Annotated in this window: 15 protein-coding genes; 12 read left to right on the top strand and 3 right to left on the bottom strand. The window is 50.6% G+C overall.

Annotation, left to right across the window (positions count from 1 at the left end):
• Nucleotides 1-61: 61 nt before the first annotated feature.
• Together J1836_RS13280 and J1836_RS13275 are read right to left on the bottom strand one after the other, a co-directional pair.
• Nucleotides 62-1258, bottom strand: a complete 1197-nt coding sequence (locus tag J1836_RS13280; protein WP_207251611.1) for an efflux RND transporter periplasmic adaptor subunit — start codon at nucleotides 1256-1258, stop codon at nucleotides 62-64.
• A 53-nt stretch (nucleotides 1259-1311) separates the two neighbouring features.
• A complete protein-coding gene (locus tag J1836_RS13275; protein ID WP_207251610.1) occupies nucleotides 1312-3114 on the bottom strand; it encodes an endonuclease in 1803 nt (600 codons plus the stop codon).
• Nucleotides 3115-3242: 128 nt separating this feature from the next.
• On the opposite strand from J1836_RS13275, the gene icd reads away from it, so the two are divergent.
• The 3 genes from icd (at nucleotide 3243) to clpA (ending at nucleotide 7306) form a co-directional block, all read left to right on the top strand.
• Complete coding sequence (gene icd, locus J1836_RS13270) at nucleotides 3243-4496, top strand: NADP-dependent isocitrate dehydrogenase (RefSeq protein ID WP_207251609.1); 1254 nt, start codon at nucleotides 3243-3245, stop codon at nucleotides 4494-4496.
• Between the two features lie 177 nt (nucleotides 4497-4673).
• Nucleotides 4674-5006, top strand: coding sequence for an ATP-dependent Clp protease adapter ClpS (gene clpS, locus J1836_RS13265; protein ID WP_207251608.1), 333 nt, complete (start codon nucleotides 4674-4676; stop codon nucleotides 5004-5006).
• Nucleotides 5007-5011: 5 nt separating this feature from the next.
• On the top strand, nucleotides 5012-7306 hold the full coding sequence (clpA, locus tag J1836_RS13260) for an ATP-dependent Clp protease ATP-binding subunit ClpA (RefSeq protein WP_207251607.1): 2295 nt from the start codon (nucleotides 5012-5014) through the stop codon (nucleotides 7304-7306).
• A gap of 48 nt (nucleotides 7307-7354) precedes the next feature.
• On the opposite strand, the gene infA is transcribed toward clpA, so the two are convergent.
• Nucleotides 7355-7573 carry a translation initiation factor IF-1 gene (gene infA / locus J1836_RS13255; protein WP_202717118.1) on the bottom strand — a complete coding sequence of 73 codons (219 nt, stop codon included), beginning with the start codon at nucleotides 7571-7573 and terminating at the stop codon, nucleotides 7355-7357.
• Between the two features lie 153 nt (nucleotides 7574-7726).
• Here infA and fabD point away from each other — a divergent pair, with 153 nt between their 5' ends.
• From fabD to holB, 9 genes are all read left to right on the top strand, one after another.
• Nucleotides 7727-8674 (top strand): ACP S-malonyltransferase, encoded by a 948-nt coding sequence (gene fabD, locus J1836_RS13250; protein WP_207251606.1) that lies wholly within the window; start codon nucleotides 7727-7729, stop codon nucleotides 8672-8674.
• Entirely contained in the window at nucleotides 8674-9429 is a 756-nt protein-coding gene (gene fabG, locus J1836_RS13245; protein WP_207251605.1) for a 3-oxoacyl-ACP reductase FabG, read from the top strand. The genes fabD and fabG overlap by 1 nt, the downstream gene beginning before the upstream one ends.
• Nucleotides 9430-9510: 81 nt before the next feature.
• Complete coding sequence (gene acpP / locus J1836_RS13240; protein WP_207251604.1) at nucleotides 9511-9747, top strand: acyl carrier protein; 237 nt, start codon at nucleotides 9511-9513, stop codon at nucleotides 9745-9747.
• 72 nt (nucleotides 9748-9819) lie between these two features.
• Nucleotides 9820-11064 carry a beta-ketoacyl-ACP synthase II gene (fabF, locus tag J1836_RS13235; RefSeq protein ID WP_207251603.1) on the top strand — a complete coding sequence of 415 codons (1245 nt, stop codon included), beginning with the start codon at nucleotides 9820-9822 and terminating at the stop codon, nucleotides 11062-11064.
• Nucleotides 11065-12387 carry an aminodeoxychorismate synthase component I gene (locus J1836_RS13230; RefSeq protein WP_207251602.1) on the top strand — a complete coding sequence of 441 codons (1323 nt, stop codon included), beginning with the start codon at nucleotides 11065-11067 and terminating at the stop codon, nucleotides 12385-12387. It abuts the gene before it with no gap.
• On the top strand, nucleotides 12374-13183 hold the full coding sequence (gene pabC, locus J1836_RS13225; RefSeq protein ID WP_207251601.1) for an aminodeoxychorismate lyase: 810 nt from the start codon (nucleotides 12374-12376) through the stop codon (nucleotides 13181-13183). The genes J1836_RS13230 and pabC overlap by 14 nt, the downstream gene beginning before the upstream one ends.
• Entirely contained in the window at nucleotides 13180-14214 is a 1035-nt protein-coding gene (gene mltG / locus J1836_RS13220) for an endolytic transglycosylase MltG (protein ID WP_207251600.1), read from the top strand. The genes pabC and mltG overlap by 4 nt, the downstream gene beginning before the upstream one ends.
• Nucleotides 14211-14846 (top strand): dTMP kinase, encoded by a 636-nt coding sequence (gene tmk / locus J1836_RS13215; RefSeq protein WP_207251599.1) that lies wholly within the window; start codon nucleotides 14211-14213, stop codon nucleotides 14844-14846. The genes mltG and tmk overlap by 4 nt, the downstream gene beginning before the upstream one ends.
• Nucleotides 14843-15796, top strand: coding sequence for a DNA polymerase III subunit delta' (gene holB / locus J1836_RS13210; protein ID WP_207251598.1), 954 nt, complete (start codon nucleotides 14843-14845; stop codon nucleotides 15794-15796). Before tmk ends, holB begins: the two co-directional genes overlap by 4 nt.
• Nucleotides 15797-15805 lie beyond the last annotated feature (9 nt).

Genomic DNA, 15805 nt, shown 5'->3' with positions numbered 1-15805 from the left:
TTGTTTTCATCCCCCTCCTGTGCATGGGCAATAGGAGGGGGTATCAGGAACGTTGTGGGTGTTAGTGTGCAGCGGGTGCTATTGCAGGTGTTGCTGAAACGGGTGCTGCGGTGGTGGTAGGTGTTGTCGGCATCCAGCCCGCAGTAACACCTGCGGGTGGATTGTCGATAATCTTGTCACCCGGATTCAGACCGGAAATAACCGCGACTTTGCTGCCACCGTTTTGCTCTGCCCCTAAGCGAATCATGCGCAGTTCGGAGGTATTGTTGTCTTTCACGACCAAGACACCCGGCAAGCTGCTGCCTTTCATCAAGGCGGAACGGGGAATAACCGTGACATTCGTGCTGCCTTTTTTGTTTTCTGGCACGTAGATTTCGGCATACATGCCCGGTGCGGTGGTGATTTCCATCGGGATGTCGAATTTTACGGTAACGGTATGACGGTTAGGGTCAGCGACCGGCGCAATTTCAGAAACGCGCACAGAGGTATCGGTGCTGCCGTCAATTCGCGCAGGTAGCAGCATATCTTTGTTTAAGTTACCCACTAAACCGGATGGCACATCCGCTTGCAAACGTTTGTATTTGACGTAACCGTATTTGATGAGCGGTTGACCGGGTTGCACGGTATCACCGACTTCGACCATTTTCTCCAAGATAATGCCTTCAAACGGGGCAAGCGCACTGGCATCACGCAGCGCAGAATCAATTTCCTGCAACTGTGACATGGCTTGCTGGAGTTGACCTTGCGCTTGGGAAACACTTGCCATGACGTTGCTGAGATCGCCTTGGCGTACTGTGTCGGAGTCATACCCGCCCATGAAGGAATCCGCAAACGGGCGCACTGCCATGCGGTCAAACATGGAGGGCATTCCAAAACCGGGCATCGCACCGATGTCTTTGCTGCGGGGGGAGTTTAATTCGCGGTAATACTGGGCTTGCGCGTTTTGGACGGCGGATTGGGCAATGGAGATCTGGGCAACGACGGCATTGCGTTTCGCCATTAACTGCGATTCATCGACCTTAAAGACAATGCCGTCCTGAGTGAGCGCTGTGCCAACCGGCCCCGCTACGTACTTGACGACGCCGGGGATTTGGGCGCTTAAGGTGACTTCTTTGTAAGGAATAACCGTACTGCCTAGTACGGATTGGGAACGAGCACCTGCGGTTTCTACGGGAATTATTTCAGCAGCTTGTACGGAGCATAGGCTGGCGAACAGGCTAAGCACTAAAAATCCAGACGCGTGTTGGCGTGTAGTCATGTAATTGTTTTCCTCAAAGCGGGTAATTCAACAAAGGGCAGCATAGCCTTATATTACTGTTGGTATTCGACTGAATCCAGCAGGTCGCGATTATTCAGCAATTGTAACGCATTTTCGGGCGTATCAATAAAGGGATTTCGGATGCCCAAGCGCGAATACACCCATTGGTTATACGCCAACTCCCATGCACTGGGGCTGTCAAGCTTTGCCCAATGCACTAAGGTGGCAATGTGACGATCATACAGTTCGTCGATTTCATAGATCAACACCATGTACAGGATAGCACGGGCAATATCGCCTCGGTTACTGGAGGGAATAACCCATTCATGATCCGCATCAAACCCCGTGGCGGCAGCAAAATTGTCGGGGTGCAATTCAAGGTTATACGGTCGCACGATGTGATCGTCATCCATATCAAACGCGAAGTTGGAACGTTTGGCGTTTAAACCGCGTTCCGAGGGGGCAAAATTGAACGGGTTGACGGTCGCACCGTTGCGGACATGGCGGGGCGCACCCTTACGGGCTAAATAACGATCCAGAAAGTCACGCGGAATCACATGTTCAATGCTATGGTGTTGTTTTTGATACAATTCATTGATCGGGATCGTGCCATAAATCGACGTTACCCAACCGTATTCGTTATCGAAGAAAAATGACCAGAAATGCTTCCACTTGTCGGTGCTATCCCATTGTTTAAAGTGGTAATGGGACTGAAACACGCCCCCGGCATATTCCACAAAATCTTGGCGAGTACGAATGTCGGCGATTGTGTGTACGCTGTGTGCGGGGCGTTGATTCAGTTGACTGGCATAACTGGGTTGCGCGTCGCACGGGCGTAATTCCACGCAAACTTGCCCATGATCTGATTGCAAACGGTCGTCGACACCATCGCTTTCGAGGTGTTGATTCCAGACTTCGTAATGGGAAATTTCGGCTTTTGCGTCGCAATTTTTTGGGTTAAGCGCATTAGATACGAGGATGTAATCCAAGATGCCGCCCGTGCCTCGGTGAATTTGGGTAAAAGGGCGCACGCGTTGGCGCATATTGGGAGCAAGCCGGAAAGTGTCCGCTAAACGATACTCGAATAGCCACTTTTTAGTATCGTCGGGCCAGTATTCGGGTTCTAAACCGCCAATATTGTAGATGCGTTCCTGCATGGTAAGTGCGGCGAGGGGGATAGAGTCTTCGCTGTCATTCATATCGCCTACCACCACGATAGGGTGTGCGGCATCCTGTTCCAAACGGGCGATAATGTGATGATAGAGCAAGGTGGCTTCTAAACCACGCTGCAAGAGAGAGGCAATCGTGCCACGCGACAGATGTTGCAGGGTATCGGCGACGCGGTGCGACCATGCCACATCTGCACCATAGCGTATATCCAACGTGGCAGGGCGTTTGGATTTGAGGTGTAATACATACACCGTCACCAGCCCAAGGTCGGGAACGCGTATATCGGCACAAATGGGGGCGCGGCTAAACCGAAAGTTGTCGGGAATCGGTAAATCAGCCCGTACAGCGGGGGCGATGTCCACGGGGTGAACACGTTCTATGGGGAAACGCGATGCTAAAGCGACCACTGATTGGTAATACACCGCTGCATCAGTGGCGCGGCACGCTGAGGTGTCCACACACACGAAATGCGGGTAGCCAGCCGCTAGGCAAAGCTGTTGCAGTTCGGGAATGCTGAAAACTTCTTGAAAACCGACGACATCCGCATCCATTTGGTGCAAGCGGGTACTGATCCAGTGCTGCTTCTGCTCCCATTCAGACACGCTGAAGGTGTTGTAGTCGGTGCGTTCATGCCAGTAATACCCGTGGGCGGCGAACTGGTAGAGGTTGAATGTGGCGATTTTCATGATTTTTGGCCTCCTTCTTGCAGACGTCAGGGTTCAATGATTAAGGAGTGTATGCCAAGCCTCAGGGAATTGTTTATACTCCACTCAACGCGCTCTGAGAGATAAACAGTAAAATGGAGAGAGTACCCATGTACCAGCATATCAACGTTCCCGCCCAAGGCGAGAAAATTACGACTAACGCCGACTATTCCTTGAATGTGCCGAACAACCCGATTATTCCTTACATCGAAGGGGATGGCATCGGTGTTGATATTAGCCCCGTTATGATCAAAGTCGTCGACGCAGCCGTGCAAAAAGCCTACGGTGGTGCGCGTAAAATCGCTTGGATGGAAATTTTTGCGGGCGAAAAAGCCACGCAAGTCTATGGGGAAGATGTGTGGTTGCCGGATGAAACCGTTCATGCTGTGAAAGAATTTGTGGTGTCTATTAAAGGACCGTTGACTACGCCGGTCGGAGGCGGTATCCGCTCTTTGAACGTGAAATTGCGTCAAGATTTGGATTTGTACCTGTGCTTGCGCCCGATTCGTTATTACGACGGTGTGCCTAGCCCTGTGAAGCACCCTGAAAAAACCAATATGGTGATTTTTCGCGAAAACTCCGAAGATATTTACGCGGGCATCGAATGGGCGGCAGAATCGCCTGAAGCCAAAAAAGTCATCGACTTCCTGATGAAGGAAATGGGCGTTACGAAAATTCGCTTCCCAGATTGCTCAGGTATCGGTGTTAAGCCAGTCTCGCGTGACGGTACGAAGCGTTTGGTGCGCAAAGCCATGCAATACGCCATCGACAATGATTGCCCCTCCGTGACCTTGGTACACAAGGGCAATATCATGAAATTTACCGAAGGCGCGTTCAAAAACTGGGGTTACGAGCTGGCAAAAGAAGAATTCGGCGCAGTAGAAATCGACGGTGGGCCGTGGTGCAAAATGACTAACCCGAACACGGGCAAAACCATTTTGGTTAATGACGTGATCGCGGATAACTTCCTGCAACAAATTTTGCTGCGCCCAGAGGACTATTCTGTCGTGGCAACGTTGAACCTGAACGGCGACTTCGTGTCTGATGCGTTAGCGGCACAAGTGGGCGGGATTGGGATTGCACCGGGTGCGAATCTGTCCGATACCATTGCGATGTTTGAAGCAACCCACGGTACTGCGCCGAAGTTTGCAGGTTTGGATCAGGTTAACCCCAGTTCTTTGGTGCTGTCAGCCGAAATGATGTTGCGTCACATGGGCTGGTTGGAAGCGGCGGATTTGATTAACAAAGGCACGGCGGGGGCGATTTCCTCCAAGCGTGTTACCTTTGACTTTGCACGCATGATTGATGGCGCGGAAGAAATTGCGTGTTCTGAGTTTGGCGATAACGTTATCGACCACATGTAAGCGCTGTTTTTCACGAATGATGCAACAGGCGACCTATGTGTCGCCTGTTTTTGTATTGGGACTATTGTATTTGGCGAAGTTGTACCAATTTATACAAGGAATAGTGACAGTAGACGGTCAAACCGTTTATAACATCAGCATCATCACCCGTCAGTTTGGGGCAAGGTAAAGTAAGCAATGGCGCAGAAGCACAAAGAAGATCATGGCAGTGGTCAGGATTCCGGTGTAGCGGTGCAGGAATCCCGCCCAGAGGTGAAGGAGCCACCGCGCTTTAAAGTTATACTGTTAAACGATGATTTCACGCCGATGGACTTTGTAGTGGAAGTGCTGCGAACGTTTTTCGACATGGATCACGAGAACGCAACCCGTATCATGTTGCACGTTCATACCCGTGGCAAAGGTATTTGTGGCGTCTATACTCGTGATATTGCGGAAACCAAAGTGGCGCAAGTCAGTCGGTTTGCGCGGGAACATCAACATCCTTTGCTGTGTACAATGGAAGAGGCATAAGTCTTATGTTGAGCGCTGAAGTAGAATACTCGATCAATACCCTGTACAACGATGCTCGCGGCAGGCGTTATGAGTTCGTTACCGTTGAGCACTTGTTACTGGTTATGCTGGATAACCCTAGTGCTGCTGAAGCATTGCGTGCGTGTGCGGTGGACATCCCACAATTGCGCCGTGAACTGGAAATGTTCGTCGATGAAAACACGCCATTAGTGCCTGAGCATGATCAGGAACGCGATGTACAACCCACCTTAGGGTTTCAACGGGTGATTCACCGTGCCATTTACAGTGCCCAGACATCGCGAAAAGGCGAAGTCACGGGGGATGCGATTTTGGTTGCCATTTTCGGTGAACCGGATTCTCACGCAGTGTATTTCCTGTCACGGCATCGGGTTAGTCGCTTAGACATCATCAACTTTATTTCCCACGGCATTCGCAAAGACCACCAAGCCGAATCGTCACAAGGCAATAAACCGGCGGACGATGTTGAGCCGACCCCTAATCAAGCTGATCCCGAATTAGATGCAGGTGAAAACGCCAAGCCGTTGGAAAAATACGCCAGCAACTTAAACGAGATGGCGCTGGAAGGCAAAATCGACCCATTAATTGGGCGCGATTTGGAGATCGAGCGCACCATTCAAGTGCTGTGCCGCCGCCGCAAAAATAATCCGCTACTGGTGGGGGAAGCAGGCGTAGGTAAAACCGCGATTGCAGAAGGCTTGGCAAAACGCATTGTCGATGGTGAAGTGCCTGAAATCCTTGCGGGTGCAGTGATTTATTCACTCGACATGGGGGCGTTGCTAGCGGGTACAAAATACCGTGGTGATTTCGAGAAGCGCTTGAAAGCGGTATTGAAGCAGATCAAAAGTGAACCCAATGCGGTGCTGTTCATTGACGAGATCCACACCATTATCGGGGCAGGGGCAACGTCGGGCGGCACGATGGATGCGTCTAACCTGATCAAGCCTGTGCTCTCGAATGGCGACCTCAAGTGCATTGGCTCAACCACGTTTCAGGAATACCACACGATTTTCGAGAAAGACCGCGCTTTGGCACGTCGCTTCCAGAAAATCGACGTGAATGAGCCTTCCGTGGAAGAAACCATTGAAATCCTCAAAGGCTTGAAGTCGCGCTTTGAAGCACACCACAACGTGCGCTACACCCAACCTGCATTGAAAGCGGCAGCGGAATTGGCGGCAAAATACATCAATGACCGTCACTTGCCCGATAAAGCGATTGACGTGATTGACGAAGCGGGCGCAAATCGCCAAATGCAGCCTGCGGCTTCCCGCAAGAAAACCATCAATGTCACCGACATTGAAGACATCGTTGCCAAAATTGCGCGGATTCCACCGAAATCCGTATCTACGTCCGATATGCAAACTCTGCGTAATCTGGAGCGTGACCTGAAAATGGTGATCTTCGGGCAAGATAAAGCGGTCGAGCAATTGACGGCGGCGATTAAAATGGCACGTTCTGGCTTGCGCGATGATACCAAACCGATTGGTTCATTCATGTTTTCAGGCCCTACGGGTGTGGGTAAAACCGAAGTTACTAAGCAGTTGGCGCAACGTTTGGGCATTGAATTGATTCGTTTCGATATGTCCGAATACATGGAACGCCACACCGTATCGCGATTGATCGGTGCGCCGCCCGGTTATGTCGGCTATGATGAAGGCGGTTTGCTGACGGATGCGGTGAATAAGCATCCACACGCGGTATTATTGCTGGATGAAATCGAAAAAGCGCATCCTGATATTTTCAATATCCTGCTGCAAGTGATGGATCACGGCACATTGACGGATGCTAACGGACGCAAGATCGACTTCCGCAACGTGATTCTGATCATGACCAGCAATGCGGGCGCGGAAAATATCAGCCGTAAACAGTTAGGCTTTACCGTCCAAGATCACACGCTGGATTCTACCGAAGCGGTCAATCGCACGTTCTCGCCGGAATTCCGTAATCGTTTGGATGCGGTGATTCAGTTCAATACGTTGACACCGGGAGTCGTGTCTTCCGTGGTGGATAAGTTCATTATCAAGTTAGAAGCGCAACTTGAACCGAAGAAAGTGGTGTTGCTTGTGAACGAGGCTGCCCGTCACTGGCTGGCAGAGAAGGGTTACGATCGTCTAATGGGTGCTCGTCCGATGGAACGGGTGATTCAGGAACACATCAAGAAACCACTGGCAGACGCCATCTTGTTCGGCGAACTCAGCCAGGGTGGCAGGGTGGAAGTATCGACAGATGATGAAGGGCTGGTGATCGAAATGCACGGTTTAGAAGCCGCTGTACCAGCCTAAGCATGATCGGGGGAAACTGACACAAACAATGCGCCCTAGGGCGCATTGTTATTTGTTGCGGTAGCTGATACGACCTTTTGTCAAGTCGTAAGGGGTAAGCTGCACGGTTACGCGGTCGCCAGTCAGGATGCGGATATAGTTTTTGCGCATACGCCCCGAAATGTGGGCATTCACGACGTGACCATTGTCCAACTCAACGCGGAAAGTGGTATTAGGCAGGGTTTCCTGCACAATGCCTTCCATTTCAATGTAATCTTCTTTTGCCATAGGTTCTGTCAATACTTTGGGAATACTAAACGGCGTATTATCCTTGCCACACGCCAGATGACAAGTTCTTTTTTGGATTTCTCGATTTGACGGTTTTCATCACAATCCTTTTTTATTAGGATAGAACGATTTTTCGCTGGAGTAGCAGACAATATGACAATCGCGGGTATTTTTCCGGGGCAGGGTTCACAGTCGCTCGGTATGCTGTCGGCATTGGGCACAGACTTTGCGGACGTGCGTAATACGTTTCAAGAAGCCTCCGAGGTACTAGGGCGTGATTTGTGGCAATTGGCGCAAGAAGGTACAGAAGTCGCACTGAATAGCACTGAAAATACACAGCCACTCATGTTAGCAGCCGGTGTTGCCGTGTGGCGTGTGTGGTTGGCGCAAGGCGGTTGCCAACCGGTAGCACTCGCAGGGCATAGCCTTGGAGAATATTCCGCACTGGTGGCAGCCGGTGCACTGGATTTTGCTGATGCGGTTAGTTTGGTTGCCGAACGCGCCCGTTTAATGCAATCCGCTGTGGCTGATGGTGAGGGTGCAATGGCGGCTATTTTAGGGCTGGATGATGCACAAATCGTGGCGGGTTGCGAGCAAGCAGCGCAAAACGATGTGGTGGAAGCGGTAAATTTCAACTCGCCCGGTCAAGTCGTGATTGCGGGAAGTGCTGTGGCGATTGATCGCGCCATTCAAGTATTAACCGAAATGGGTGCAAAGAAAGCTATCAAGTTATCGGTTAGCGTGCCGTCACATTGTGCGCTGATGAAACCAGCCGCTGAAAAACTAGCAATTCGCTTGGCAGCAACGGCGTTTAACCCCGCGCAACTGCCGGTTCTACATAACGTTGATGCCGCAGCCCGTACTGATGTGGATGCGACACGCACCGCTTTGGAGCAACAACTCTATCGCCCCGTGCGTTGGGTTGATACCATCCAAGGTTTGCAAAACGCATACGGTGTGACGGCTGCCATTGAGTTTGGTCCCGGCAAAGTGTTGACGGGTCTGAATAAGCGTATTGATCGCAAGCTCGGCGCAGTCTGCATTTTGGACAGCAAAACATTGGAAGAAGCCTTAAAACTTTGTGAGGAGACGGCAGCATAATGAATTCACTCATCAATTTGCAGGGCGAAATTGCTCTGGTGACTGGCGCAAGCCGTGGGATCGGACGTAGCATCGCAGAGATGCTCGGCAAAGCAGGTGCAACCGTTATCGGCACGGCAACCAGTGACAAAGGTGCAGATGCGATTACTGCCTATTTGTCTGAAGCAGGTATTGCTGGCAAAGGTATGGTGCTGAATGTTGCTGATAAAGAGTCGATTGAAAGCGTCGTCAAAGCCGTCACGGGCGAGTTTGGTACAGTCAGCGTATTGGTCAATAATGCAGGTATTACCCGCGATAACTTATTAATGCGCATGAAGGATGAGGAGTGGGATGACATCATTACCACCAACTTGACTTCTGTCTACCGCATGAGTAAAGCCTGTCTGCGTGGCATGACCAAAGCAAAAAAAGGTCGTATTATTTCGATTTCATCCGTCGTTGGTGCATCGGGAAATCCGGGGCAAACCAACTATGCCGCTGCGAAAGCCGGTCTGGTGGGCTTTTCCAAATCGTTAGCTCGCGAAATCGGTTCACGTAGTATTACCGTGAATGTGGTTGCACCGGGGTTCATTGATACCGATATGACGCGTGAATTGTCTGAAGAACAGCGTAACCATTTGCTGCAAAACATACCGCTTAGCCGCTTGGGGCAACCCAGCGAAATCGCGGGTGCTGTCCTGTTTTTAGCATCATCATTGGGTGCATACGTCACCGGTGAGACAATTCATGTCAATGGCGGTATGTATATGGCATAAACCTGCTGGTATGATGCACGGGTTTTAAATACAATAGTCTACCGCGAACAAACACTTTTTATTTACGAGGAATACAAGACCATGAGCGATATAGAAAAACGCGTTAAGAAAATCGTTGTTGAACAACTGGGCGTTGATGAGGCTGAAGTGAAAAATTCCTCTTCTTTCATTGACGACCTCGGCGCGGATTCTCTGGATACCGTTGAACTGGTTATGGCGCTAGAAGAGGAATTTGGTGCTGAAATCCCTGATGAAGCTGCCGAGAAAATCACTACCGTCCAAGCGGCGATTGATTACATCACAGCAGCACAGGGTTAATTCCTGCACATAAGCCGTAGTCTGTTACAGGCTACGGCTTATCCTTCAAAAGCTAAAGATAGGGGCATAAGTTTGTCTAAGCGACGTGTAGTAGTAACAGGTCTCGGCATTGTTTCACCTGTTGGTTCTAAGCTGGAAACAGCGTGGGACAATATCAAAGCTGGCCGCAGCGGGATTAACCGTATTAGTCCTGACCTGTTCGATGCCAGTGCCTTTAGTGTGCAGATTGCTGGTAACGTCAAAGGTTTTAACGCCGATGATTACATCAAGCCGAAAGACCAGAAAAAAATGGATAAGTTTATCCATTACGGGATCGGCGCAGGCGTTGAAGCGATTCGTGATGCGGGTCTGGAAGTCACCGAAGAAAATGCAGAACGCATCGGTGTACTGATGGGGTCGGGTATCGGTGGTTTGGATACCATTGAACGCAACTATGCGACGTTTATGAATGGCGGGCCACGTAAGATTTCCCCCTTCTTTGTGCCTGCAAGTATTATTAACATGGTGGCTGGCAACCTATCCATCATGTTTGGTCTGAAAGGACCGAATATGTCAATCGTGTCGGCATGTGCAACCGCGACACACAGTATCGGCGATGCAGCCCGCATGATTTCTTACGGTGATGCAGATGTCATGGTGGCGGGTGGTGCAGAAATGGGTTCAACCCCATTGGGCATCGGTGGCTTTGCGGCGGCACGCGCACTATCTACCCGCAATGATGACCCTGAAGCGGCAAGCCGCCCGTGGGATAAGGATCGTGACGGTTTCGTGCTCGGTGATGGCGCAGGCGTATTAGTACTGGAAGAGTACGAATTTGCGAAAAAACGCGGCGCCCGGATTTACTGCGAACTGGTCGGTTACGGCATGAGTAGTGATGCTTACCACATGACTACTCCATCCGAAGGTGGCGAAGGTGCGGCACGTTGCATGGTTAACGCCATGAAAGATGCTGGCTTGAATGTGGTCGATGTCGATTACGTGAATGCGCACGGCACATCGACCCCAGCGGGTGATAAAGCCGAAACAATGGCACTCAAACGTGCCTTGGGTGATCACGCGTACAAAGTGGCGGTCAGCTCCACAAAATCCATGACAGGGCATCTGTTAGGTGCAGCCGGTGGTATTGAAGCGGTCTTCAGTGTGCTGGCGATTCGTGACCAGATCTTGCCGCCGACCATCAATATGGACAATCAAGACCCTGAATGCGATTTGGACTACGTGCCCAACATTGCGCGTGAAACCACCGTCAATATTGCGATGAGCAACTCGTTTGGCTTTGGTGGCACGAACGGAACATTGATCTTCAAGAAAATCTGATTGCAGACGCAAACCTTCAAGGGCGAGTATGATTTACTCGCCCTGCATCAACAAAATCCCGCCCGTTATCCTTTCCTGTTGGAAAGTGTCGCTACCTCACTGCTCAATCGCTACAGTTTATTGTTTGCGTTTCCACAGACACAGATTCGTCTGGATCAGGTGGATGAAGCTAGTTTTTGTGAGCGGTTGGATGCGGCGTGGAGAAATGAAGAAAAAGCAGAAAGACAAAGTGAGATGCCGTTTCGGGGAGGATGGTTTCTTTATTTGGGGTATGAGCTGGTTGGACAGTTAGAGCCGACGTTGCACTTACCTGCGACTTCACAACCGTTGCCCATCGCATTGGCGGTGCGCATACCTGCTGCCATTATTGTCGATCATCATCAGCATGAAACGATTGTGGTGGCTGAACATAGCTTCGAGCACGCCTTTGCTACCATGCAGGAAGATATTAGTACAGAGCGCGGCGATGAAACGGCTGGGAGGCTAGGCGCGGTTTCTTTATCCGAAGACCTTCCAGAACAATTTACGGCAGGCGTTGAACGCATTCGCGAGTACATCGGCACCGGCGACGTGTTTCAGGTGAATCTCTCACGCGCATGGCAAGGTGAATTGCAGTCTGACCAAACCGCGTTGGATTTATATCGAAGCCTACGCAATACCAACCCCGCACCGTTCGCCTGTTTAGCACAATTTGATGATTTCGCCGTTATCAGCTCTTCTCCCGAACGTTTAGTCCGCGTACAAAACAGCACAGTGGATACGCGTCCCATTGCTGGCACTCGCCCACGCGGCGATAACGCCGCACGTGATCAAGCCCTGTTAGAAGAACTCATTGCCCACCCCAAAGAACGCGCCGAACACATCATGTTAATTGATTTGGAACGTAACGATTTAGGGCGCCTTTGTGAGTATGGTACGGTCAAGGTTGATGAGCTAATGGTGGTGGAAAGCTACCAACACGTTCACCATATTGTTTCCAATATTCAGGGGAAATTACGGGCAGGCATTACACCGGGGCAAATTATTCGCGCTGTTTTTCCCGGCGGTACAATTACTGGCTGCCCGAAAGTACGTTGCATGGAAATCATTGCGGAATTGGAGCAGACGGGCAGGGGGGCTTACACCGGTTCGGTCGGTTATTTGAATCATAATGGCGATATGGATTTGAATATCCTGATTCGCACCATGACCTTGCAAGGGCAACACCTGCAATTTCGCACGGGAGCTGGTATTGTGATGGATTCCGTCGCGCCTAACGAACTCAAAGAAACGCGCCACAAAGCACGCGGATTGTTACGAGCCATCGGTCATGATTTGGGTTAACGGTGTTATCACAGATAATTTGCCTATGACTGACCGTGGCTTGCTATACGGCGACGGCGTGTGGGAAACCATCGGTATCAGACGGGGCACACCGCAATGGCTTGAATGGCACATAGAGCGCCTCCAATGGGGCTTGCAAACGCTAGGGATAGCCTCACCACACGATGCATTGTTGCGCCAAGAAATCGCAACAGCCTGTGCAGGGCAGGGACGTGCTGTCCTCAAATGGATAGTAACCCGTGGTAGCGGACAACGCGGTTACAATCCACACACGGCTGCTGAACCAACACGTATTTTGCAAGTATCGCCTTGGTCTGAATACCCCGCTGATTATGCTTTTACAGGCATTCGCTTAGCTTTATGTGAAACACGCTTAGCCCATCAACCGCGTCTCGCGGGTTTTAAGCATCTGAATCGCTTGGAACAGGTATTAGCACGCAGCGAGTTTGGTAGTGACTACCAAGAAGGGTTGGTGCGCGATTACCACGGCAATGTGATCGAAGGCACGATGAGCAATGTCTTCATCGTGAATGCTGACGGCACGGTTAGCACGCCAGAACTCAGCCAATGCGGTATTGCGGGCATCATGCGGCGATATATTGCGCAAACACTTGAGAAAATGGGCGTTGAATGCCACATTCACACGTTAACGTTGCAGAATGTCGAGCAAGCCCACGCAATTTTCATGACCAACTCCCTAATTGGTCTGTGGCCTGTACGCGAATTTTCCGGCAAATCGTATAACATTCCGCCCTTACTGAGGGAGTTACAGGCGGCACTACACACATTATCATGAAGCTGCTAGCCAAATTATTCAGTGTTTTATTCATCCTTGTCGGCGTTTCTGCCGGTTTTCTCTGGTATCAATACGATCAGTTTCAGCAAACAGTCGTGAACGTAACGCCTGAAACGGCGCATTTTGAAATCAAGCCAGGCAGCACCATCCGCCAAGTAGCCAATCAGCTCGAAGCTAACAAGCTATTGCCTTATGGCTTATTGTTTGTGATTCATGCCCGTTTAGAGGGCAAAGCTGATCAGATCAAAGCCGGTGAGTACCAACTCGAAACGGGCATGAAACCGGCTGATTTGTTGAAGAAATTCACTTCCGGTCAAGTGTTGCAATATCAACTGGGTATTATCGAGGGCAAGCGCTTTAAAGATATTATCGCGGACATGCGTAAACACCCCAATGTCGAACAAACGCTCTCCGATGCAGAGGTGCAAAACATTATGCCAAAGCTTGGTGCAGCAATCGGTATGCAGCCAGAAGGCTGGTTTTTTCCTGATCGCTACAACTTTCCACGCAAAACCACCGACCTTGAGTTTTTGCAACGTAGCCATAATGCGATGCAAGATTACTTAAACAAAGCGTGGGAAGGGCGCGTACCTCACCCCAAAATTACCACGCCTTACGAGGCGTTGATCTTGGCATCCATCGTTGAGAAAGAAACGGGCTTACCGGAAGAACGTCCGCTGATTGCGCGTGTTTTCCTCAATCGTTTGGAAAAAGGTATGTTGCTGCAAACTGACCCTACGGTGATTTACGGTATCGGCGATAAATACGATGGCAATATTCGCAAGGTCGATCTGCAAACCGATACGCCTTACAACACGTATACCAGAACGGGTTTGCCACCTACGCCGATTGCGACACCGAGCAAAGCGGCGATTGATGCGGTGATGCACCCTGTCGACAGCAAAGCATTGTACTTTGTGGCAACGACACCGGGGGGTGTTTCTCAGTTTTCCGAAACGTTGGATGAGCATAACCGCGCTGTTCAGCAATACATCATCAATCGTAAGAAAGTCACGGAGCAAAAACCATGAAACGGGGTTTATTTATCACGCTAGAAGGCGGTGAAGGCGCGGGTAAAAGCACCAATGCGACGTGGTTAGCGGATTACCTACGTTCGTGCGGCAAAACGGTATTAGTCACGCGTGAACCGGGCGGTACTGAGGTCGGCGAAGCGATTCGGGGCGTATTACTATCACCTGATTTGCCTGCCATGAACGCGGATACCGAGTTGCTGTTAATGTTTGCGGCACGGAATGAACATTTACACACCAAAATCTTACCTGCCTTGGAGCAGGGGATATGGGTGATTTGCGACCGCTTTACCGATGCAACTTACGCATATCAAGGCTATGGGCGTGGTATTGCCTTATCCCGTATTGCGGCGCTAGAACAGTGGGTACAAGGCGACATCCGCCCTGATTACGTCATTCTGTTCGATTTGGACGTGACAACCGGCATGGCGCGAGCGCAAGCGCGGGGACGGGCAGATCGTTTTGAGCAAGAACATACCGCGTTTTTCGAGCGTATCCGTGCAGGCTACCAGCAGCGTGCCGCACAGTTGCCAGCCCGTTACCCGACGATTCGGGCGGGAGAAGCGCTGGAAGCGGTTAGGCAACAATTGCTGGCGGTTGCTGAGCGTATTGTGGCGGAAGCGGCACAATGATTTACCCGTGGCACACGCACGCGTGGCAGAACGTACAGCAAGCCAAAACCAACGATCACTTGCATCACGCGTTACTGTTTAACGGCGAAGAAGGCTGCGGGAACGAAACGTTTATTCAGGCTGTTGCTAAAAGCCTGTTGTGCTTAAAGCCACTGGCTGATGGTGCGGCGTGTGGACATTGCCGCAGTTGTCAGGTGTTTATGTCGGATGCGCACCCTGATTTCATGTCAATTACGTTGCTGGAAGATAAGCAGTCCATTCTAATCGAGCAAATTCGTGAGCTTAACTACTTTTTGGGGTTGAGTCGCAGCTACAGTTTGCGACGGGTAGTGGTAATTTATCCGGCTGAGCGCATGAATGTGAATGCAGCGAATAGCCTGCTGAAATCGTTGGAAGAACCGTCGGCAGATACACATATTTTGCTGTTGACGGCGCATTCAGCGCTGTTGCTGCCCACTATTCGCAGCCGTTGCCAACGAGTGCGTTTGCCACTGCCTGCACCTGCCGCCGCGTTGGATTGGTTGACTCAACAACCTTTGCAACATGCAGCGGCGCAATTGCTGCAAAGTGCGAATGGTCGCCCACTGGCAGCCTTAGCACTGGATACGACGGATGCGATGAGCCAGCGCCAGCAATGGTTGGAGCATTTGACGCAATACGTACAGGGGCAGGGCAGTATTACCAGCACTTCTGCGCATTGGGAAAAGTTCGATAAGGTACAGTTGCTGGATTGGCAGTTTGCGTGGATTCTTGCGCTGCTAAAGCAGGATATAGAACAGAATAGTGTTGTTCAAGAAGTGGAGTTGCAGACGTTGCAACACCTGTTAGACAAAAAACGTATTTTACACATTTACGCCCGTTTGATGGAACTGAAGAAACTTGCCACCCATCCGCTTAATGCGCGGTTGTTACTGGAATCCATGCTAACATCTTGGAATTCCACACGTTAGTTAGAGAAT

This window comes from Thiothrix fructosivorans, from assembly GCF_017349355.1.
Lineage (GTDB): Bacteria > Pseudomonadota > Gammaproteobacteria > Thiotrichales > Thiotrichaceae > Thiothrix > Thiothrix fructosivorans.
Note: the sequence above shows the minus strand (reverse complement) of the source record. Positions and strands in the feature narration are given on the sequence as shown.

Bases quoted from the DNA above. Each gene is read 5' to 3' on its own strand.
- J1836_RS13275 (WP_207251610.1), bottom strand. From the start codon at position 3,114: ATGAAAATCGCCACATTCAACCTCTACCAGTTCGCCGCCCACGGGTAT.
- clpA (WP_207251607.1), top strand. From the start codon at position 5,012: ATGTTGAGCGCTGAAGTAGAATACTCGATCAATACCCTGTACAACGAT.
- fabG (WP_207251605.1), top strand. From the start codon at position 8,674: ATGAATTCACTCATCAATTTGCAGGGCGAAATTGCTCTGGTGACTGGC.
- icd (WP_207251609.1), top strand. From the start codon at position 3,243: ATGTACCAGCATATCAACGTTCCCGCCCAAGGCGAGAAAATTACGACT.
- clpS (WP_207251608.1), top strand. From the start codon at position 4,674: ATGGCGCAGAAGCACAAAGAAGATCATGGCAGTGGTCAGGATTCCGGT.
- infA (WP_202717118.1), bottom strand. From the start codon at position 7,573: ATGGCAAAAGAAGATTACATTGAAATGGAAGGCATTGTGCAGGAAACC.
- fabD (WP_207251606.1), top strand. From the start codon at position 7,727: ATGACAATCGCGGGTATTTTTCCGGGGCAGGGTTCACAGTCGCTCGGT.
- mltG (WP_207251600.1), top strand. From the start codon at position 13,180: ATGAAGCTGCTAGCCAAATTATTCAGTGTTTTATTCATCCTTGTCGGC.
- acpP (WP_207251604.1), top strand. From the start codon at position 9,511: ATGAGCGATATAGAAAAACGCGTTAAGAAAATCGTTGTTGAACAACTG.
- J1836_RS13280 (WP_207251611.1), bottom strand. From the start codon at position 1,258: ATGACTACACGCCAACACGCGTCTGGATTTTTAGTGCTTAGCCTGTTC.
- holB (WP_207251598.1), top strand. From the start codon at position 14,843: ATGATTTACCCGTGGCACACGCACGCGTGGCAGAACGTACAGCAAGCC.
- pabC (WP_207251601.1), top strand. From the start codon at position 12,374: ATGATTTGGGTTAACGGTGTTATCACAGATAATTTGCCTATGACTGAC.
- tmk (WP_207251599.1), top strand. From the start codon at position 14,211: ATGAAACGGGGTTTATTTATCACGCTAGAAGGCGGTGAAGGCGCGGGT.